This is a genomic window from Legionella hackeliae (assembly GCF_000953655.1).
Taxonomy (GTDB): domain Bacteria; phylum Pseudomonadota; class Gammaproteobacteria; order Legionellales; family Legionellaceae; genus Tatlockia; species Tatlockia hackeliae.
In genome coordinates this window covers 1,499,675-1,521,797 of the sequence record NZ_LN681225.1, presented here as the reverse complement: position 1 = coordinate 1,521,797, position 22,123 = coordinate 1,499,675, and the positions used below count along the sequence as shown (strand labels likewise).

The window sequence follows — 22,123 nt, the reverse complement described above, 5'->3', positions numbered from 1 at the left end:
AAGATTCGATGAATGACTCAAGGAATGGTTTATCACAATCAAGCTGGGAATTAAAAATAATAGCTTTTCTTGCCATAATTTTTATTTTCTTTATCGCTCAACCTATTTTATTCCCGTTGTTATTAGCATTTTTTCTTTATTTATTACTAAAACCTGTAGTACAACTTCTCCAACAATTAAGGATTCCTAAAATTCTAGCCTCAGCGCTCATTACAGCCTTACTTTTAGGCGTAATTAGCGTTGGCATTTCCTCACTTGCTGAGCCTGCAGCACACTGGATTGATAAAGCACCGGAAAAAATGCAAGTTTTGGAACAAAAATTTTATTTTGTAAAAAAACCCCTTGCTAAATTAAGTGATGCATTCAAAAAAATCAAAACGATTACTGAAACTAAACAAACACCTAAAATTGAAGTCAAAACAGATGTTACAGACATCAGTTATTCCATTTTTGATTTAACGACGAATGTAATTCTATTGATTTTTCTTACACTAACCAATTTATTCTTTTTGCTTATTTATTCAGAAACTATTTTTAACAATTTGCAAAAGATCATTACCTCACGCCAAACAAAAATTGCAAATAATTTTTTACTCTCTATCGAAAGAGACATTTCAACGTATTTGGTAACATTTACCATAATTTGCATATGCTTTGGCATAGCAATTGCTACCGCTTTATGGTTAGTTTCCCTTCCTAATGCCATGTTATGGGGCGTAATGGCGGCAGGTCTTAATTTTATTCCCTACATAGGTCCAGCAATAGGTATTTCGGTGGTATTTTTTATTTCCTTACTTACTTTTGACTCTTATTTCTATATTTTGCTCCCCCCCCTTCTTTATTTTTTAATTAGCAATGTTGAAGGGCAAATTATCACGCCGATATTATTAGGACACCGTTTAAATTTAAATCCACTCATTGTCTTTTTTAGTATTATTTTTTGGGCTTGGCTGTGGGGTATCGGCGGCGCTATACTTTCAATACCTTTGCTCACAGTGGCTAAAATTATGATGGTTAATGTGCCCTCTTTAGCGAAATATAGTTTACTATTAGAAAAATAATTGATTATTCAAAGCAATCCAAACAACAGCTTAATTCAGATTGCTCATGCTAGTCGAACTTAAAAATTTTGTTAGGCCAAAGCGCAACCTGCTTACTGAGTTGCTTTTACATGATGAGCGATATATTCGCCACCTCATTTTTTGGCTCTTGCGATATATTGTCAACCAGGTCACTCAAAATAGTATATAAATGACTACGGCGCGGATTCGCCAAAGTGGAGTAAGACTTCTCTATCTCCCGCATTTTTTGACAAAAGAAAGTCACATACTCTGCTCTTGTTAGATTAGGATGTTGTTCTAGGTAAGTATTAATTTCCCGTATCATTTGCATTCTATTAGAATTAGGTTTAAAGAAGAGTGATTGCGAGAAAAGTGATCTCGTTTGAGTATACTCACTCAATTTCTGCTGCCATTCTGAAATATCGACAGCTGGTTTTTTGAGCTTTTCAAAGTCTTCTTCAGTACAGTGTAAGTCCTCACCACGAAACAAGGAAATTACTTCATCTCTAAAAGAAGGTTTTAAAAGAGTTAATAGCTCTTTTAATATATCGATATTTGTTACAAATTTTTTAACCTCAAACATACCCAGTAAGTCAAGTTGGCTATCTCTGTGCACGAAGGTTAATAATTTAAACAATTGCTCTTTAGTAATCACTAAATGACGAAAGGTTTCACATAAGTATAATTGACTTTTTGCATTGACTCTTTTTACAGAAGATAACAAGCTTTCATACTCATCAATCCATTGCGATGCAACTTGACTTAAAATCGCATCCACTCCAGCGGAGTCCCCCCACTCTTGGAGTGTCTCTAAAAACACTGAATATGAATTGATACCTTTTAAAACATTAGGTAAAAGAGAGGCTAATACCTCTTGGTGATAAGAAGAAGGAAGTAAGCTAAGAAGCTTTTTGGCTAACTTTGGAGTATTAAATAAAAAAACAAATTGTGGTTTTAATAATTCAATGCATTTTTCTCTTAAGAGAGAAATACTTCGAACCTCTATTAGACGTATTTTTATTGGAGATCTTAATACTCTTATGCAATCTTCAGTCGTATTAACAGACTGCGTCAACTGTTTTGCAAATAAATCAACTAAACAGTCACGACCCGTTGGCTTTAATCTATTCCAGATATAGTTAAAACTATCATTATCAGACAGTAAAGGGTATATCTTTGGCCATAATGTGGTGATTGCTATACTCTGGCTTTTATCAGGAAGTACGGAAATAAATTGGGGCAAGCTCAACAAATTATTCTCTTTCAAACAAACGAGTTTGGATTGAAGTCTTAGAATTAACTCATTAATTTTTTCACTAAAAGCGATATCGTTTACCCCTGTTATAGAGGCTATATGGGGAAATAATTTCTCTATATGCTCATAGGTTTCAGCATGCAATCCCATTCTGACCAAGGCTTCAAATTTCTGCTCATCTACTGGCCCTGACCACATGGTTAGCAAATTTAAAAGAGTCTCCCAAAGATATCTATCATCACTCAGCATTTGAGGACGTGCTTTTAGAGCACTAACGGCATTTTTAAGTAAGGGTAGCAGTTCAGGCAAATCACTCTGCTGCACACCGTCAATATTGATTTCATAAAATTCAGGATGCTGTATTAAGGCTTCATTCAAAGCATTGGAAATAATATCAATACAGTTAAAAATATTATCCTTTTTAGCCAGAGCAAGTTCTTCTGATGTCAGTTTACATTGTGGATGTCCATAAAATAATGCAAGAAAATATTGATATAGCGTGTGAGCATTGCCATAGCCTATAAGAATTGTCGAGCCTACAGTCTTACGAATTTCTATTGGTAAGTGATTCCAGAGATCATAAAAATCTTTAATTGCTTCAGCAACAACTCGACTTTCGGCATGCTCCTCACTACCAAGCCCACTCACAGAGCCTTTTTTTAGTGCTATTGCCAATGTTTTTATAGCAAAACCAATGCTTTTGTCACTATAGTGTTGAGCATGGTGTGCCCTTAACGCATTAAGATATAACCGACTCTCATCACCTGCTACTTCTTGTAAATCCAGGAAGTCACGATTACTTAGTTGATAGTGCAAATTTTGAGACGACTCTTGATACTCAGGAAATACAGTCTCTGTATTCACTTTTGCTTGTTGAAAAATTTCTTCAACGGGTATTAACCGTGTAAAGTCATCGCTCAGAATATAATTCTCAATCGCAAAATGGCCATCTTCTTCTGTTTCTTGTTTGAGCGAATACGTACTGCGGTTTAATGTTTTAACAGTAGGCATTAAAAGTTGACAAACAGCCTCCTCAGGGCTTGCAATTGCCTCAGCGATTTTCAAACATAACTGATTTACGGGTAAAAATGGATGGCGAGTATATGCCAGGCTGCCTTTTTTCAACAAATCCCCGCGAGCTCGTAAGAAGTTTTTTATTAGTGAAACCTGGGGAGCTGTAAGTTCTCCCGGAGTTGCTATTGATAATTGTCGAAAAAACTCAGTGGTAAGCAATGAGTCCTCTTGCATGAGAGCAATCGTGTCGGGATCTAGACTTGAAGAAAAAAGAACAGGAGACTTTTGTGTTTGTTCAATTAGTTGCTGTAACTCTTCGCCAGTAAACATATAACCTCCTAAGTAATCGCCGCATCATAACAAAAATTTTCCTCTATGATTAGAAAAATTACTTATTGGTTATTGAAGGACTTGAGAAAATCCTAATTATTTTTCACCTACTGCATTGTCCTCGAGTATATTCAGATTAAATGGCCCAATAATTTCATGAGTAGCTAATGAATATCGCCAGACATTTTCTAATGTTAAATGAACACCACCCCGCCATTCATCAATCCCATTGATCTTAATCCAATCCTCTTCCCCCTGGGCGACGCGTTCACCGAGTTTAGTCAATTCGAGTTCTGAATCCTCAATTTCATCTATACGTTCTTTAATTCTAATAAGAGGATTTTCAGCCTCAGCTAAACTAGTGACGATTTGCTTAAAGGTCACATCTCCCATGCCTAAAAAGTACTCGTCCTCTGTGATGGGTAATTGTCTAAATAATTCAACAATATTGTTTGTTCCTGCAATCGTTGAGTCCAGAATGTACTGCTCAGTCCAGGTTAATCCATTGTGATTAGAAGGAAATTCACGAAAATATCGTAATAATGCATTCTTTAGAAAGGGTAAAGCGGTTAAGTCGCCTTTTGTTAACCTTAAAAGCTCTGAGGGCTCTGAGGCTGTAAAAGCCAGCCAGATCTGATGTGCCAGCTTAAGCTGAATGTCAGTCACTTTTTGTCGACACGGAAATAATGCTTTAATCTGTTGTTCATCCAGCTGACCCAGTCCAAGAAAAGGGTCAATCCCTGGATAATGATTAATACAAATTAACGATAATCTTGTATTTAATTTTTTTTGATATAAATAGGATAATATTTGCACCAATTGCAATTGATCATAAGTATCATGCTCAAACCAAAGAATTACTTCTTCAAAATTTGGTAAGTGGGTCAATTGAGTTTGTAAGTCTTGAAAAGAAGAATAGATTGTCTCATAACTTTCATAACCCTGAGACGCTAGATATTCTGAGCGTTGATGACTAAATTGACTGCCATCTAAATTAGATTGAACAGGGCCTTCATAGAGAATATCACGCCAGGGAATGACCTTTTGGGTATTAAACGCTGCTTCTATTAATTCTGCTGCACAATCACCATTTGTTATATGTATTAGCGCCATGTTGAAGGTAATGTTAAGAAGATACGAAACTTTAGTATACAAGATTCCTGGCAAAATCCACCATCAGCGTTTTGCACTATATGAGTATCAACTTGATACCATTGAGCATTGGTTTGAACCTATTATCGAACAATAGCTTTGAACTCACGTAGATTTCAATTGTAAATTATCAGTAATATATGCAATTTTTTTGCTACTACGTATTGACCAGTAAAGTACAAAACAAGTACAATTAGTGAATTTTATACCTCTTTCTATTTAATCAGTAACCAACAATCAGGATGTTAAACGAACCAATGGACTGAATAAGAGTTCAGTGGAGTCTAACATGCCTAAACCTAACAATTTAAAGGATATTTTTGAGTGTCTAAGTCAAGAAGAGACGAAACAACCTCATTATTTTATTTTCCCATTAGGCACAGACACAGTCTTTACGCCACAACCAACCATTACGCTTAGCAATCCCGTAGCCAAAAAATCCTATGAACGCGGAGAGACGTTATCTTATGCGGCCCAAGCTGTTGTTAGCATTTTGGATGAAGAAGCAGAGATCACAAAAACAACCGATCCTCTTTCTTATTGCTCTCCCTCTGTTGATGTTCTCAATGGCCCAACCACATTAGGAAGCGAAGTTGGGGAGCGCGTTGCTCAAGCTGTTTTTTTAATTTTGAGAGCTATTGCAGAAGGCAAAAAAACCATTCAAATTGCAGCTCACAGCCGAGGGGCGGTCGAATCAGTCTTGATAATGCATGAATTAGCACGCATTAAGAAGACGCTTGGGGAAGAACCACACCAATCATTATTTGATGTACTTCGTGGTAGCCCTTGTAGTTATACCCGTGCAGCAGTACAGAAATTTTTCAAAAATACCGAAGCCGATCACTTAGACTTACGGAAATTGCTATTAGACCGCTTACAAACGGTAAGAATTAATCCTTTCTTAATTGATCCTGTTCCAGGCGGTGGTTTTTTAAAGATACCGGGCATTGCCTGGAAAGACGATCGATTCTACCAACAACCTCCCTTTGATAATTACGAATTATTGTTGTATAGAGATGAACGTACTCGTTGCTTTACACCCATTGTACCTAATGGAATGCAACCCCTTATCATTCCTGGTCATCATGGCTCAGCAAGTGGTAATCGCTATAATCAACAACTTGAAGAGCTTCCAGCCAACATCAAAAATAGAGATACAACAACAGTTCAGGATTTGGTGCTCTGTAAGATATTCCACTTTTTTCATAAAACAACTGGGCTCTTTGCTCCCAATACGTACGGGCTAAACCTCTCACATCCAGAGCTTGATGGAGTCCTTAATCGATTTTTAGGGGCTACAGAATCTGAACGATATAAAGTTATTCTGGATCATTATTTGGCTGTTGAACAAAATGACGAAGCCTTTCGTTTTTTTGAAAATGGTTCCTATGCTGTTCTAGGCGCGCAATATACCAAAGAACGTGAACGTTTCGTACATTTTCATGGCAATAGACATGAAAAAATGCGTAATGTTGCACCTCAGATGCTGGGGAAATTTGTTAATCCCGAACACGCCATGCTCTATTTAAGACAATATATTCAACTCGATCGCTTAACAGATGCAACACCAGATGCCTTAGTTGAAGCCATAGCCAACGCTATAGAAAATACAATCGATGAAATGGTTTTGGGTGATGGCAAAGTGCCTTCAAAATTATTACAGTTAGTCCGTGATAAAAACACACGAAGTGTTTTTTTTGAAGGACTATCAGTATTTGTTGATGAAATTAGTCAAAAGTATTTAAGGAATAATTTAACCGAAGAGGAAGATAAGCGCTTGCGCGGAGCTATCGCTAAACCTTTTGCCCTGTTAGCAAGGGCTCTCGGGGGCAAACGAGGTGACATATCCCAGGATGACGTTGATATTCTGAAAGAGTGCAGTAATTTATTGAAAGCAGGATTAAAGCGTACAATTGAAACTCATTTTAAATCAATTATTGAACAATCAGATACTCTTCACGATCAACTTGAATATACTTTGGCACCGCCTGAGCAATTCCAAAGTACCTTTAAAAAATTTGTATCCAACCTCGATACCAACGCCGATGGAACTGGAATATTAGCCCTACTACAAGCGAAGATGCAGACACTTCGCCCTATTACTATCGAAATAGTAAAACAAATGCTGACAGAAGCACTTGAGGAGATTCGTTCAGATAGAAGTTTGAATCTCGAGCAAAAAGCCAAGATTAATGAGTTAATATTAAATGAAAAAAATACTCATTTAGATGCATTTTTTGAAGCCTCACAAACCCCGCCTGCAAAGCATCTAGCTAATATTGAACAGCTTTATAATTTAGTCACATCGTTAAAAAAAGATTACCTGTCACTGAATGAGCTTCTATCTCCAGAGCAATTAGATATTGACGCTAAACAACTGCATTTTCGCAGTCTTGATTTAATAAAGATTGCCGCAATGCTATTGAAAGAGAAAAAATTTGATTTACATATTCAACCTGACTCTATTAGCGAGAAATTTTTTGCGCTGATTAAGAAGGAAGCCATTGCATTAGGTGCATCATCTCCAGACGTTGAAGATTTAGAAAAAGCGCTCGCGACGCGTGAGCAAAGAATTAGTCAATTAACTCAAGAAACTGAGAAATTAAGAGAAGATATTGCTAAAGCCAATGAAGCACATCAACATCAAAGTAATACACATGGCGATGAAACTCGGTCTAAAAATGAAGAAATTCAAAGGATTACTGCTAGAGCCAGCGAGCAACAAGAACTGATTAAAAAATTACAATCTCCTGTTGAAGTAAAAAAAGCATTGCTCATTGACGAGCGACTTATACCCTTAGTCAATAATTACTTGACTCATTTATTAAGCGAAGCAATACAGTTATATCCTCAGTTGGCAAAGGCTACTATTGACCAACCCCTGCCAGAAATTAATGACAATGATTATAAAAAAATCAGAGACAAATTTAATGAAGTACATGCTCTAAAGCAAGAATTGCTTGATGGAGAGACTGTACCCCTTGCCAGTGACCGATTAGAGAGATTTAAAGGCTCTTTATCCCGGATGGAAGACAAATTAAATTTACATCGCGATTCTGGTTTTAAAAGATTTTTAGGTGGCTGTTTGGTAATTATTAGTATCATTGTTACAGGGGTATTACCAGGAATTGGTTTACTCGCCTATTCAACATTTGCCGACAAAAAACTCTCTTTCTTTAGTACTAAAACTAAAGGCAACCTGTTTGTCGAAGAAGCCCGCAAGCTTGAAATTAATAGTAAAGCCTAATTTTACGTGCCTTGGCTGTGAGAACTACGTGCCTTAGGTCTGACAACTACCTGCCTTTGCGGTGACAACTACCTACCCTGCTGTGGCAACTACCTACCCTGCTGTGGCAACAACTTGCCTTTGCTGTGACGACTACGTGCCTCGGCTTGTCCGAGGCATCCAGTAGTGATACTACTTTACCGACAATTCAGTAACTTAGGAATATACCCTTTTTCTCCTCTAACAAATGGATTATAAATTAATTCACAATGACGTATTTTTGCAGGTATTTTTTGAGTAAGTATAATACTAGTGCCATTATATTCACACACAACATAAATCGTGTCTTTCGTTGAAAAAGACCACATTGCTTTTTTTTCATTAATTGCATCAGGCTTAAGAGCTACTAAATCTCTTGGATGCCCTGAATATACTGAGATTCCGTTTAGAAAATGGGGAATATCGGAAGTTAATGATTCCCAACCTGTAGGCAATTTTAATAATTGCTCTTTCACTGCAATTTTATCCGGGCAAACGGGAATGTTACCTGATAAAGAAAACGATGTTCTACTGATTAAAATCATTGCCATCATCAAAAAATAGTAACATCGCAAATTCATTCTTCATGCCCCTCTCTCAGCCGAAATTCAGCCCAATATTCTATAATTAAATTGGGCCAATCTAAATAGAGGGCAAGGAGATGTATAACTCTTCTGTCAAAAGGATTCGATTGCTACCTGTACTTTTAACGTCGTTCATAATTTTTTTTGCTGTAGGATTTACAGCCACCACACAGGCAGCAACATCTGAACCTTCACCAACACCTGCTAAACAAATGCAGCTGGCGTATTTCAACGTTTATAACAAACCAGGTTATTACAAACATTCCGGCTATTACAATCATTCCGGTTATCACAAATATCCAGGTCGATATTGGGGTCCATGGCGTAATCGTTATTATCAACCCACTCTATACTGGTCAAACTGGTATCCATATTATTATCGCCACGGGTATCGCTGCCAAAAATCCTGTCTTATCAACAGCTGGAATGGCATGATAATCCGTTGCCAAAAACGTTGCTTTTAATTGATTAGCAACAATGACTAAAATGCCAAGTTTTTGCTTGGTTGGTCTGTAGCTTGCTCTAGAGTGACCTCATTAGATTCCCTTTGCCAGAATGTATGATGGTCATTGTAGAAATAAATACGAGTAGTTTTTTCAGACCGCACCCTCATCACACGGTAATTTGGATTAGGATTTCCTGCTGACAAAATATTTACTTCAGAAGTGGAGTCAACTTTTGCCTTTCCAGTAATGTCAATCTCCCCTCTGAACTCATTTTCATATTTTACTTTCACTCTCTGATAAGCACTTTCTAATTCTATAGATAAAGCGGGGCCCTCTTGCTGCTCATTTTTTATATCTTTAAGTATTGCAATTTTTGATTTAAAAAAAGGCGTTTTAACTTCATTACTTACATCTACGTTTAATAATTCATTTAAATGGGTTAGATCCTTTGTCTTAAGGGAGATAGGTAAGAATTTTTTTGTCGATTTTGCAGCTTTTATTTCTTTACGCAGATTACCAAAGTTCTTGAAAGGTGAAACCATTTCCATTAGTGCTTCAAATTTTTTCTGATAGGCCTTGGGTAACTCCGCTGTTAATTTTAAATCAACATTCAACCTTAACAAAGTTGTCGCTACAAACATTGCACCTTCATAACACTGCTGGCGACGTAAATAGTTTGCAGTTTCAATCCAACGTTGAAATGCTCGAATTTGCATGCTTCGTTGTTTATGCTGTTCAATGCTATTTTTCATATAAAATTCTAAAATCTTTTGTACATGCAAATATTCTTTGACTTTAGTACTCGATTTGTTGAAGTCAGCAAACCCTGAAGGATCAGCAAAATCAGCAGTAGTCAGCTTGGTAAACGCTTTTCTTAATTTATTATCAATTATTTTGGCTTGATCCAGGGCAACAGCCTTATCCTCTTTTGATAATTTTTTTGGATTTTCCTGATTTGTTAATGGCGAAAGCGATTTAACACTAGAATTCGAATCCATGGTTACAATGGGAAACGGTTCCAGAAGAAAAGTAAAACTTTTTACCCAGTTGAATAAGTTGAGATAAGACACTGAACATTCCTTGTTGATAGTCCTGATTTTTTACTATTCAACAAGAGAAACCTTTAGTCAAGAGAGTTATGCAAAATAATCGATAAGTCCTTTATTTTTTGGTGTCGTTAATGGGGTGAGGATCACTAACTCCTCGTCGCTCTCCTCTGTCAGAGCCTGATTAGACTGCTCGGCTGAGTTATTCTGTTGGTGATTACTTGATTCAATATTAACTTGTGAAAGATTAACGCCTTGCTCAGTCATCATGTCTCGAAGCCTGGGAATAGTTTGCTCAATAAGATCACGTACTTGAGTAGAGTGGGTTGTTATGTTCACACTCGCCACGTCCTTAACTAATTTAATATTAACTTCTAAAGGTCCCAATTCTTGAGGATTCAACTTTATAACAGCCGATTTAATTTTCTGCTGGCCTAACCATAAAATTTGCTGATTAAAATTTTCTCCCCACTCAGGGCTTGAAACCGTTTGGGCTAAAGTCAACGCTTTAGGAGAGCTAGTATCACTCACGTGGGGTTTAAAGTTAGTATTGGCTGCGGAATGAATTGCAGGAGAATTAGTTTCTATAAGTCGTTGACTATCTGCACCCATCTGATTCGTGGGAATTTTTATATCGCCGGTGGAGTCTATATTCTCTTTTGCATTAATTATAGACGTTGCCATATCAACATCCTGTGAAGAGGACGTTTCTACTGGTATTTTTGAAAGCACAGCTTCTTCAGGTAAGGTATTGTCTGCGACAATGGGCAATTTCTGTATTGCATTTTTTGCATCAGATGTTTCCAGCTTCACACTATCACTTTTATCCAAATTCTTTATAGCTTCAGCGCTATTAGGCAGAATAATTGTTTCTTCTTTTAAAGTGGGGGCAGCCTCTCCCTCTTCATTATTCGCCAATACAATGCTTGGCATTTTCTCAGTAGAGGTCTTTAGGTTTAAGGGGGGGAGTGCCTCATTGGAAGGTGTTAATTGTGCTTTTGGTGGCTCAAAGGATGATACACTAAACCAGGCTAAAGGAATTGCGTTCTCCGATACCGCTGCTGCTTCTTTTGTTTCATCTGGAGTTTCTTTCAGCTCAATATCTTGTGACGCTTCACTAAAATTACCCTCATCAATCAATTCAGGTATCTCAGTTAATACCTCTATTCCCTGTGTGGTTTCTATTTGATCGGGCAAAATAACTTTTTGATTATTAAGAGTGATATCTTGGGACGATTGTTGGTTATTTGTTAGTAATTCAGCCATCAAAGCAACAAAAGCTAACTTTTCTTGCCCTTGTTGAAAATTAATGTCCTCTTGTTGCGCTACATTACCTGATTCTGTCGTCATCGACTGCATTGATATTAACTGAATTAAATCAACCATTTATAAACTCCCTGTCTTATCGAGGTCTGAATGCAATATCCGTACCAATTCCTATTTTTTTGTTAGTTATATTTGAAAATAAGTTTAGGCCATTTTCATAAAACTTGCTTGCACATCTCTTGGCAATAAAAACTTAAAAAAACTTATCTAATTTGTTAAAAATTATTACCTGGATGTAAAACCAAAATACTCAGCTTTTAGAGGCATGATAGGCTCATTTTGAATAGCCAAGATCAGGATGAACTTATGCCACCTTTCTTTCAATCAAAAACAAAAATAAGTGAAGAAAGTATTGAAAAATTAGTAACAGATAGTATCAAATACTTTAAAAATCAACACTCAACTATTAACCTTATTTCTAGAAAAAAGTGGGCATTTCAGCGTCAACTTAGTCTTTGCGATAATATTTTTGAAAAAGAAGCCATTTTGCGTTGCTATGCACTTTTTGCCAAGACGCTTATCAATTGTGTTCGTGTACCACAAGATATGCCCATATTAGTTCGGAATTATTACTATTCTTCTGATTATTGTCACATTGGCGGGGATGAAACCTATTATTCCTACACATTATTTGATGATGTAAATACAATGCTATTAAAGGCAAGTTTTACAGCTTTCGTTTTTAGTTTTATTGCACTTCCTTTTAGCGTACCACTAAGTTTAATCGTACTGGGGACTTCGCTTTCTATCCTATTACCTACAGCCTTTTATGCCTTGGTAGAAACTGTGCCTCACCAAGCAATCGTTAAACAAGAAGAAGATGAATTATTTAAACAAGTTCATTTATCGTTAAGTTCAGAAAAACCCATTGCGAGCATTGAAGTTATAGCTCAGACTACTCCGCAAGTTTGTGGGTAATCACAGGGCCTCAAAAAATTACATCTTAATTTTCTTGAGGCCTCTAATTTTTAAAAAAAATTTGAGAAGACATACTTTCCCCGCATGAAAACTTGCTTCATTTCAGCTATCATTAGATTTTTTTGAACTCAATGGAGTTGGTATCTATGAAAGTGGGCCAAGACAGTCTATCGACGGAATTGCAACTATCCGTGGACGGTAAAAAATATCATTACTTTAGTCTTAAGGAAGCTGAAAAAAATCATTTTCCCGGGATTAATCGCTTACCGTACTCATTGAAAGTACTGTTTGAAAATTTACTGCGTTTTGAAGACGGTTCAACAGTTACTACCAAAGACATTAAAGCAATTGCCGAATGGTTACAAACCAGAACCTCACAACATGAAATCGCCTATCGTCCGGCGAGAGTATTGATGCAAGACTTTACAGGAGTGCCTGCAGTAGTTGATTTAGCAGCCATGCGTGATGCCCTGGCAAAATTAGGGGGTAATCCTGAGCGTATTTCTCCTCTATCCCCTGTTGACTTGGTGATTGACCATTCTGTAATGGTTGATAAATTCGCTAGTGCTGATGCACTCGAAGTCAATACAGCTATCGAAATTAAGCGGAATAAAGAGCGTTATGAATTTTTACGTTGGGGTCAAAAAGCATTTGCCAATTTTCAGGTCGTCCCCCCGGGTACAGGCATTTGCCATCAGGTAAACCTGGAGTATCTCGGCAAAACCGTGTGGTCTTGTGAAGATAACGGTAAACTTTACGCCTATCCCGATACTCTTGTAGGTACAGACTCTCATACCACAATGATCAACGGCCTGGGTGTTTTAGGTTGGGGAGTTGGAGGTATTGAAGCAGAAGCAGCCATGTTAGGCCAACCGGTTTCAATGCTAATCCCTGAAGTGGTTGGCTTTAAGTTAACAGGGAAGCTAAGAGAAGGAATTACTGCTACTGATTTGGTTCTAACGGTCACTCAAATGCTTCGCAAAAAAGGCGTCGTCGGTAAATTCGTTGAATTTTATGGACCAGGGCTTACTGATTTACCACTTGCAGACCGCGCAACTATTTCCAACATGGCCCCTGAATATGGTGCCACTTGCGGCTTCTTCCCGGTCGATAAAGAAACCTTACGTTATTTAGAATTAACTGGCCGGGACTCTCATACTATTTCACTGGTCGAAACCTATTGTAAAGCACAAGGTTTATGGTATGACAAAGAGACTGAAGATCCTGTTTTTACTGATGTTTTAACGCTAGACTTAACCACTGTCGAGCCCTCTCTTGCAGGCCCTAAACGCCCCCAGGATAAAGTAACACTAGCGACACTTCATGAAGAATTTTGTACCTTCATGAAAGAAGTAGGTAAAACTCTTGAACAAGATAGGACATTCCCTGTACCTAACCATGATTACGAAATGCGGCATGGGGATATCGTCATTGCAGCAATCACGAGTTGCACAAACACGTCTAACCCAAGTGTGCTGATGGCAGCAGGATTAGTCGCCAAGAAAGCAGTAGAAAAAGGTTTAAAACGTAAACCTTGGGTGAAATCCTCTCTTGCTCCTGGCTCCAAAGTAGTCACCGACTATTTAAAACATGCCGGTTTACAAGAATATTTAGATAAACTAGGCTTCAACCTTGTAGGTTACGGCTGCACTACCTGTATTGGTAACTCAGGCCCACTACCTGATCCAATTTCCGACTGTGTCAACAAGCATGACCTGGTTGTCTGTTCTGTTCTTTCCGGAAACCGTAACTTTGAAGGTCGTGTTCATCCGCAAGTTCGCGCAAACTGGCTAGCATCTCCTCCATTAGTCGTTGCTTATGCCTTATGTGGAACAGCCTGTATTGATTTGAGCAAGGAGCCGATTGGTCAAGATGCCAATGGTAATAATATCTATCTAAAAGATATATGGCCCACGAATGCTGAGGTTGCTGCAGAAGTTGCAAAAGTAACTGGAACGATGTTCCGCAAAGAATACGCTGAAGTATTCAAGGGTGATGAGCATTGGCAGGCCATTAAAACGGGCAGTGAACCAACTTATAACTGGAATGCAGAGTCTACTTACATTCAACACCCACCGTTTTTCGAAAACCTGTCAGCTAGGCCAGACCCCATTAAGCCTATTAACAAAGCTTATGTATTAGCTCTCTTGGGAGACTCAATTACTACGGATCATATTTCACCTGCTGGCTCAATTAAAGCCAGTTCTCCCGCTGGTTTATATTTAAAATCTAAAGGGGTAACTGAGGCTGATTTTAACTCTTATGGTTCCAGACGAGGCAATCATGAAGTGATGATGCGTGGTACTTTTGCCAATATTCGTATTCGCAATGAAATGACACCAGGTATTGAAGGTGGTGTTACACGTCATATCCCTTCTAATGAAGTTATGTCTATTTATGATGCCTCAATGCTCTATCAAAAAGAGAATCAGCAATTGGTGGTGATTGCTGGTAAAGAATACGGTACTGGTTCATCACGTGATTGGGCAGCCAAAGGAACTAATTTATTAGGCGTGAAAGCTGTTATTACAGAAAGTTTTGAGCGTATTCATCGTTCAAACTTAATTGGAATGGGTATATTGCCCCTGCAATTCCAGGAAGGTACTAATCGCTTAACATTAGGATTAGATGGTACCGAGCGAATCAGCATTGATATTAATGATTCATTAAAACCTGGTGCTAAATTACCGATGGTGATTGAACGTTGGGATGGAACCAAAGAAATCGTCGATGTTATTTGCCGTATTGATACAACCAACGAATTAGGCTATTACCGCAATGGTGGTATCCTGCAGTATGTACTTCGCAACTTAATGTAATCATCTCCGAAGTCTTCTGGTGTTTATATCAGGAGACTTCATCCTACGCTCCTAGAGTGCTTCACTACCTTCGCAATGACAAAAATTTACATCCCAGGATATAATGATTAATTTTTTCGTGCTCCAGAGACCAGGTTAAATATGGCGTACAGATTGATTTTATAGAGGTAAACTGCTAAATTTTGCCGCTTGAAAATTTGATTCCTAGTCATCTGCATGACCTTACCATTTACCCAATATTTTGTTGTCATCCATTAAGGGATTTCGCATGCATCCTAAAAGAGTTTTATCGGTTTTTTCATTGGTAATGATTAATGTCATTGCAGTTGATAGCTTACGAACACTTCCCATCAGTGCGAAGCTAGGTTTGCCTTTAGTAACCTATTATCTTGTGGCAGCCTTTACTTTTTTTATACCTGTTGCATTAGTCGCAGCAGAATTAGCCACAGCTTACCCTAATACAGGCGGACTGTATGTTTGGGTTCGTGAAGCATTTGGAAGACGAGCAGGCTTTATTACTATATGGTTACAATGGATTTATAACGTTGTCTGGTACCCCACGATATTGGCATTCATAGCAGCTACCTTGTCGTATCTTTTTGCCCCGCAGTTAGCAAATAATAAATTTTATCTGCTAGCCACCACACTTAGTTTATTTTGGTTATTTACACTGCTTAACTGCTTCGGCATGCGAATTTCTAGTATTGTTAGTATTATTGGAGCAAGCCTTGGAACGATATTACCTATGGTAGGAATCAGTCTCTTAGGGATAGTATGGTTTTTTCAAGGCCGCCCTCTTGCAGTAGACACAACGTCAACCTGGCTTCCTGATTTTAGTTCCATTGGTAATTTATCTCTATTTTCGGCTGTATTGTTTGGATTGCTAGGCATGGAAATGTCAGCGGTTCATGCAGAGGAAGTAAAAAATCCTCAACGTGATTACCCTCGTGCGATTTTATATTCAGCGTTCCTGATTTTTGCAACTCTTGTATTTGGCTCTTTAGCCATTGTAATTGTAGTACCGAATCAGCAATTAAGCGTGGTCTCAGGATTAATTGATGCTTATGCAGTATTTTTTAATGCCTACCAGTTACCCTGGATGACACCATTAATTGCACTATTGATAATTCTTGGTGGTCTAAGTGGAGTCTCCGCTTGGATAATAGGCCCTACAAAAGGATTGCTAGTATCCGCCCAGGATGGTTCATTGCCGGAAATTTTCTCAAAGGTTAACCGATATGGCGCTCCTGTAGCGATTTTGGTAACCCAAGGAATTATTTTTTCACTATTAAGTTCGGTGTTTATTGTATTTGATTCCATTAATGCAGCTTATTGGATTCTAAGCGATTTAAGTGCTCAAATGGCCTTGTTAGTGTATGTGTTTATGTTCTCGGCAGCGATCAAACTACGCTACAGCAAGCCTGATCAGCCTCGCAGTTATAAAATACCTGGCGGCAATGCCGTAATGTGTTTAGTATCTAGTATTGGTATTTTATGCTGCATTGGTGCAATGCTTATCGGTTTTGTTCCTCCCACACAAATCCCAATCAATAATATCTATTTCTTTGAAACTTTCTTAATTGGCGGTTTATTTTTATTCGTCGTATTACCGTGGTGGTTTGCTAAAAAGCATGAAGAAGTTTTTGACAAGACACATCCTGATCATTATGTGGATTAGTATAATCTCTTGATTCAACATTCCTGGATGCCTCGGACAAGCCGAGGCACGTAGGAAGTTCTAATAACCACATAGGAAGTTCTAATAACCACATAGGAAGTTCTAATAACCACGTAGGAAGTTCTAATAACCACGTAGGATGTGATACACGCGGGAGTGGTAAGGTGAGGGGACATACCCTCTCATCTTAAGCTACCTGTGCATGAAAAATTACTCATAGCGACTCACACCCACCCTACGTGCCTCGGCTTGTCCGAGGCATCCAGAAAGCGGGTGATGATTAGTACCCCTCAGGAAGAGACATTAAACTGGCATTACCACCTGCTGCAGTCGTATCGACAGTATAAGTTCGCTCATGACATAAGCGTAATAGATAATACGGACCACCAGCTTTAGGGCCGGTTCCAGATAATCCCTCTCCACCAAAAGGCTGTAAGCCAACCACAGCACCAATCATATTGCGATTAACATAGCAATTTCCGGCGTGGACATGGCTACGGATATACTCTACTGTTTCATTAATTCGACTATGAATTCCTAATGTCAGGCCATATCCAGTATCATTGATTTGCTGAATCACCTTATCCAATGCTTTTCGTTTATAACTAATCACATGCAATACAGGGCCAAATACCTCTTTTTTAAGCGCAGACATATCTTTAAGCGCTATAGCTGTTGGCGGCATGAAGTAGCCCCTATCGCACTCCTCAGGTAATTTGCACTGATAAATAATCTCATGCTCCTGTTGCATGGAATTCACGTGAGACTTAAGACCTGCCAAAGCATCATTATCAATAACAGGACCAACATCGGTAGACAACCATCTAGGATCACCCATCTGCAATTCAGCCATTGCACCTTTTAACAGTTCAATCATCCGGGGATAAACTTCTTCCTGCACAAATAAGACGCGCAGCGCCGAACAGCGCTGACCTGCACTACCAAATGCAGAGGTAATTGCATCAACAGTAACTTGCTCCAACAGCGCTGATGAATCCACTATCATTGCGTTTTGACCACCGGTTTCGGCAATCAAGGGAATAATCTCTCCTCCACGCGTCGCAAGTGTTTTATTAATGCTTGCAGCAGTTTGCGTAGAGCCAGTAAAGATAACGCCTTTAACACGTTGATCAGCAACTAAACCAGCACCAATTACTTCGCCACTTCCAGGCAATAGTTGGATAACATCGTCAGGAATTCCTGCTTCACGCATTAATTGAACAGCAAATGTAGCAATAATTGATGTTTGCTCGGCAGGCTTTGCCACAACACAATTCCCTGTAACTAAGGCAGCCACCACTTGACCCGTGAAAATAGCTAAGGGAAAATTCCATGGACTGATACAAGCAATTACTCCTCGACCGTGTAAACTCAATTCATTAAGCTCGCCAGTATACCCATGCAATCGCATTGGTTTTCCCATTAATTTTTCAGCCATCATTGAGTAATAACGACAAAAATCAACAGCTTCACGAATTTCAGCAATACCGTCACTCCAGGTTTTTCCAGCTTCTAAACAAGTCATCGCCAATAACTCTGGAGTACGTTCCTCTAAAAGTTCGGCAAAACGCTCGATGCAGGCAGTTCGCTCATTGACAGGAGTATTACTCCAGGAAGGAAATGCTTGTTGGGCTTTAGTTAATGCCCAATCCAAATCGTCGATAGTGGCGTTGCTAATGCGGCCAATCGGATAATCAAAATTCTGTGGCGAAGTTGCGCTTCTATCGACCTCTCCTCCTTGCTTACCTCCCGCTAAAAGCGGTTTGGCAGACCAACGCGATAAATCCATTTCGCTATATTGTTGTTGTAACTTGGCAACAGCCTCTCTGTCAGTAAAATCAAAACCGCTTGAATTTTTACGTTCTGGCAAAAAGATAGAGATAGGCAAAGGAATATTTTGATTAATTTTACCTAATAAATGATTTGCCTTGCTGACTGGGTCTTCAACCAATGAGCTGATAGGCGCTTTCTCATCCACAATACGATTAACAAAGGAAGAATTGGCACCATTTTCCAGTAAACGACGAACGAGATAAGGTAATAAATCCTCATGGCTACCCACTGGTGCATAAATGCGACAAGGAATTCCCAGACGGTTTGCAGGGACAATTTGTTCATAAAGTTCTTTACCCATACCATGCAGGCATTGAAATTCGAAATCCTTGTATTCCCCTACCAAATTCAAAACCATCGCCACAGAATAAGCATTGTGCGTTGCAAATGCCGGATAAATAGCATCCGTCATGGTTAATAATTTCTTTGCACAGGCTTGAAATGAGACATCCGTGAATACTTTACGAGTAAATACCGGGTATTCAGACATACCTTGCATCTGAGCTTTTTTAATTTCACTATCCCAATAAGCACCTTTTATCAGACGAACCATCATACGGCGCTGCTTGCTTCTCGCTAAGTCAGCAATCCAATCCAATAAATAGAATGCTCTTTTTTGATAGGACTGAACGGCCATTCCAAACCCATGCCAACCATGCAAGCTATCATCTCTGAACACACGCTCAATAATGTCTAAAGAGAGTTCCAGTCGTTCTGATTCTTCAGCATCAATAGTTAGCGCTATATCATATTTCTTAGCAAGTTGGGCCAATTCGAGTAATTTAGGAGGCAATTCTTCCATAACTCGGACATGTTGAGCTTCTTGATAACGAGGAAATAATGCCGATAATTTAATAGAAATTCCTGGTCGTTGATAAACATTGGTAGTTTTATCAACACTCGTACCTATAGCTTCAATGGCTTCTTTATAAGCAAGAAAATAGCGATTGGCATCAATCGCTGTTAGAGCTGCCTCTCCTAGCATGTCATAAGAATAGCGATAACCTCTAGCTTCTTTTTTCTTCGCTCGACTCAACGCTTCACTAATTGTACGTCCAGTTACAAATTGTTTGCTCATAATCCGCATCGCGGTATCTACTGCTTTACGTACAACACCTTCACCACTACGGTTAAGTACTTTAAATAAGGCCTTGCTTAAAACGGTGTCGGCTTTTTCGGGCGTTAGCACTTTTCCAGTGAGCATTAGCGCCCAAGTCGTTGCATTTACAAAAAAAGATTCACTCTGGCCTCGATGCGCTTTCCAGTCCGCACTCGTTAATTTATCTTTGATTAAACTGTCAATTGTTGCATTATCCGGCACACGTAATAAGGCTTCAGCTAGACACATTAGTGCTATTCCCTCATCACTTGAGAGTGAATATTCTGTCAGGAATGAATCAATACCCGTGCTTTTTTTTCGCTCAGCGCGAACTTGTTCAACTAATCCTGTAGCTTGATTTTTAATCGCTGTGACCTGTCTACTCTCTAATGTGGCTTTTTCAACAAGCTCTGTCATTAAGGTTAATTCATCAATGCGATATGCCTTATTAATAAGTGCACGAGGGCCTTGCGGAAGTGATCTTGAATACCGCTCAAGCATGTTTTTTCTCCAAATTGTAGCAGGTCAAAAAATATCAAGGATAATAATGCAGAATATAGTGAATTGAAATCTATAAACCCTAAAAATACCTCTTTATTCACTCTAAATTTAACCTATTTTTTAGCAATATAATAAACTTCAAAGTCCCAGAATAGATCTATTTATGACCATATAGCATTAATATTTAACACACAACGCGACAAATTTTGCTCCTCATGGATATTAATTTATACTACTTGTTCACTTATTTATCAGTTACAAAAACCCGGTCATTCCTTAACCCTATGAATTGAAAAAAGTTTTTCCGAAATGTATAAGTAACTTCCTTCTGATTTTACATTTGCCTCAGTTGTAAATATAATCAACAACTTTTTGAGACCTTTATTTCATGCGATTTAACAAGAAAAAAGGAGTGTTATGAATACAATTCTAAACTTTATTTCTGCAGCTTTCTTTTCAACAAGCATGACTCAGACTCCTCCACCAGCGAAAACTGGGTTTGATGTCAATACGGAGGTAAAACATCTTAGTCAAAAAGCGCCACAGCTCAACAAAAGAGTATTAAAACTGGCTCTTACTGCCTACAAAAATGCCTCAGACAAAGGGGCTGTCAAGAAGCCCGTTTTGACTGTGATAGATTATTCTCTACCATCTAATAAGCAACGCATGTGGGTTTTTGATGTTCGCAGAGAACGTCTTTTATATAACACCTACGTAGCACATGGAAGAAATTCTGGTGACACTGTTCCCCGTCATTTTTCCAATAAGCCTTCTAGTAAAGAAAGCAGCTTAGGCACCTATATTACCCGAAACACATATATCGGCTCAAAAGGCTACTCTCTCAACCTCCAAGGTTTGGAGCACGGTTTTAATGATAATGCCTTCAATCGACGTGTAGTTATTCATGGTGCATGGTATGTTGAGCCTGACTTCATTAAAAAATCAGGACGCGCTGGACGCAGCTGGGGTTGCCCTTCTATTGCAAAAACGCTTGCCAAGCCAGTAATTAACACTATTAAAAATGGTTCAGTAGTATTTGCTTATTACCCTGACAGCTACTATCTATCTCATTCTGGTTACGTCACGGTATAAAAAATAAAGCCAGGGCAATGCCCTGGCTTTCGCAGTCTCCAATCAAGACATCCTATCTTGATATTCATCCCTGACTATCATATTCCCTATGATTGCAAATCCCTCTGAAAGACCTCAAATCCGTTGAAGTCATACTCAAAATTTAGCAATTGGTTTTTTACTCTGCAAGTGTGTTTATTTTATATACCTACGACTATTTTTCAGTCACACATGACAATATATTATTTAAATTCAATGAGTTAAACAAGAAAACAAGCGATAAATGCTCTACAAAAATGGAGATGTCTCACCTAAGTTTGAGAAATCTCTTGGGTCGCTGTAAGAAATAAAGGCATAATATTTTTAAATATTGCGGACCGATTAAGAATAGAAAAGAATAACCACTGCACACTCAAATAGAGAAATAACAATCTTTTATACTAATATTTTAGTCAGAATTATCATTTCCAAGCTGTTTCTTTGGTTTCTTTATAATCCTCGAAAGCTTTAATTAAACCAAGCAACACTTCAGCACTTGTTTCAAACATAGCCTTACATTGAGGTTCGGTAATTTTATCAATATCTTCGCGAAGGTGTTCAACTTGTTCTTTAAAGAGCTGTTGCATTTTATTGACGTGAGGTATAGGACTTTCAGTGTTCATAACTCCTCCATGAATTAAACTCCTCATTATATAAGTATGGCTCACAATAGATTCAGACATAAA

General features: G+C 38.4%; 15 protein-coding genes. 8 read left to right on the top strand and 7 right to left on the bottom strand.

Features of this window, described 5'->3' with window-relative positions; genetic code table 11:
* Positions 1-8 precede the first annotated feature (8 nt).
* Positions 9-1,061 carry an AI-2E family transporter gene (locus tag LHA_RS06825; protein WP_045105877.1) on the top strand — a complete coding sequence of 351 codons (1,053 nt, stop codon included), beginning with the start codon at positions 9-11 and terminating at the stop codon, positions 1,059-1,061.
* Positions 1,062-1,167: 106 nt separating this feature from the next.
* Here the strand turns inward: LHA_RS06825 and LHA_RS06820 are convergent, their stop codons facing one another.
* Both LHA_RS06820 and LHA_RS06815 read right to left on the bottom strand, forming a co-directional pair.
* Positions 1,168-3,660 carry a hypothetical protein gene (locus LHA_RS06820; protein ID WP_045105876.1) on the bottom strand — a complete coding sequence of 831 codons (2,493 nt, stop codon included), beginning with the start codon at positions 3,658-3,660 and terminating at the stop codon, positions 1,168-1,170.
* Between the two features lie 96 nt (positions 3,661-3,756).
* Positions 3,757-4,773 carry a DUF1835 domain-containing protein gene (locus tag LHA_RS06815; RefSeq protein WP_045105875.1) on the bottom strand — a complete coding sequence of 339 codons (1,017 nt, stop codon included), beginning with the start codon at positions 4,771-4,773 and terminating at the stop codon, positions 3,757-3,759.
* Positions 4,774-4,783: 10 nt separating this feature from the next.
* On the opposite strand from LHA_RS06815, the gene LHA_RS17500 reads away from it, so the two are divergent.
* Together LHA_RS17500 and LHA_RS06810 are read left to right on the top strand one after the other, a co-directional pair.
* Complete coding sequence (locus tag LHA_RS17500; RefSeq protein WP_256597132.1) at positions 4,784-4,909, top strand: hypothetical protein; 126 nt, start codon at positions 4,784-4,786, stop codon at positions 4,907-4,909.
* 192 nt (positions 4,910-5,101) lie between these two features.
* The gene (locus LHA_RS06810) at positions 5,102-8,059 is read left to right on the top strand and encodes a coiled-coil domain-containing protein (protein WP_045105874.1); all 2,958 of its coding nucleotides are present in this window, start codon (positions 5,102-5,104) and stop codon (positions 8,057-8,059) included.
* A gap of 176 nt (positions 8,060-8,235) precedes the next feature.
* Here LHA_RS06810 and LHA_RS06805 read toward each other — a convergent pair whose 3' ends face one another.
* Positions 8,236-8,658, bottom strand: a complete 423-nt coding sequence (locus LHA_RS06805) for an STY0301 family protein (RefSeq protein WP_052673625.1) — start codon at positions 8,656-8,658, stop codon at positions 8,236-8,238.
* 80 nt (positions 8,659-8,738) lie between these two features.
* Here LHA_RS06805 and LHA_RS16005 point away from each other — a divergent pair, with 80 nt between their 5' ends.
* Complete coding sequence (locus LHA_RS16005; protein ID WP_052673624.1) at positions 8,739-9,125, top strand: hypothetical protein; 387 nt, start codon at positions 8,739-8,741, stop codon at positions 9,123-9,125.
* Between the two features lie 17 nt (positions 9,126-9,142).
* Here LHA_RS16005 and LHA_RS06795 read toward each other — a convergent pair whose 3' ends face one another.
* Together LHA_RS06795 and LHA_RS16000 are read right to left on the bottom strand one after the other, a co-directional pair.
* Positions 9,143-10,177 carry a RasGEF domain-containing protein gene (locus LHA_RS06795; protein WP_045105873.1) on the bottom strand — a complete coding sequence of 345 codons (1,035 nt, stop codon included), beginning with the start codon at positions 10,175-10,177 and terminating at the stop codon, positions 9,143-9,145.
* Positions 10,178-10,243: 66 nt separating this feature from the next.
* Entirely contained in the window at positions 10,244-11,539 is a 1,296-nt protein-coding gene (locus tag LHA_RS16000) for a flagellar hook-length control protein FliK (protein WP_052673623.1), read from the bottom strand.
* Positions 11,540-11,785: 246 nt separating this feature from the next.
* Here LHA_RS16000 and LHA_RS06785 point away from each other — a divergent pair, with 246 nt between their 5' ends.
* From LHA_RS06785 to LHA_RS06775, 3 genes are all read left to right on the top strand, one after another.
* Positions 11,786-12,397, top strand: coding sequence for a lpg1689 family Dot/Icm T4SS effector (locus tag LHA_RS06785; protein WP_045105872.1), 612 nt, complete (start codon positions 11,786-11,788; stop codon positions 12,395-12,397).
* A 146-nt stretch (positions 12,398-12,543) separates the two neighbouring features.
* Positions 12,544-15,216 carry an aconitate hydratase AcnA gene (gene acnA / locus LHA_RS06780; protein ID WP_045105871.1) on the top strand — a complete coding sequence of 891 codons (2,673 nt, stop codon included), beginning with the start codon at positions 12,544-12,546 and terminating at the stop codon, positions 15,214-15,216.
* A 268-nt stretch (positions 15,217-15,484) separates the two neighbouring features.
* A complete protein-coding gene (locus tag LHA_RS06775) occupies positions 15,485-16,894 on the top strand; it encodes an APC family permease (RefSeq protein WP_045105870.1) in 1,410 nt (469 codons plus the stop codon).
* Between the two features lie 280 nt (positions 16,895-17,174).
* On the opposite strand, the gene putA is transcribed toward LHA_RS06775, so the two are convergent.
* On the bottom strand, positions 17,175-20,327 hold the full coding sequence (gene putA, locus LHA_RS06770; protein WP_045105869.1) for a bifunctional proline dehydrogenase/L-glutamate gamma-semialdehyde dehydrogenase PutA: 3,153 nt from the start codon (positions 20,325-20,327) through the stop codon (positions 17,175-17,177).
* Between the two features lie 465 nt (positions 20,328-20,792).
* Between putA and LHA_RS06765 the strand changes: the two genes are divergently transcribed.
* A complete protein-coding gene (locus tag LHA_RS06765) occupies positions 20,793-21,419 on the top strand; it encodes a murein L,D-transpeptidase catalytic domain family protein (RefSeq protein WP_370447942.1) in 627 nt (208 codons plus the stop codon).
* Positions 21,420-21,859: 440 nt separating this feature from the next.
* On the opposite strand, the gene LHA_RS06760 is transcribed toward LHA_RS06765, so the two are convergent.
* The gene (locus LHA_RS06760; protein ID WP_045105867.1) at positions 21,860-22,060 is read right to left on the bottom strand and encodes a hypothetical protein; all 201 of its coding nucleotides are present in this window, start codon (positions 22,058-22,060) and stop codon (positions 21,860-21,862) included.
* Positions 22,061-22,123 lie beyond the last annotated feature (63 nt).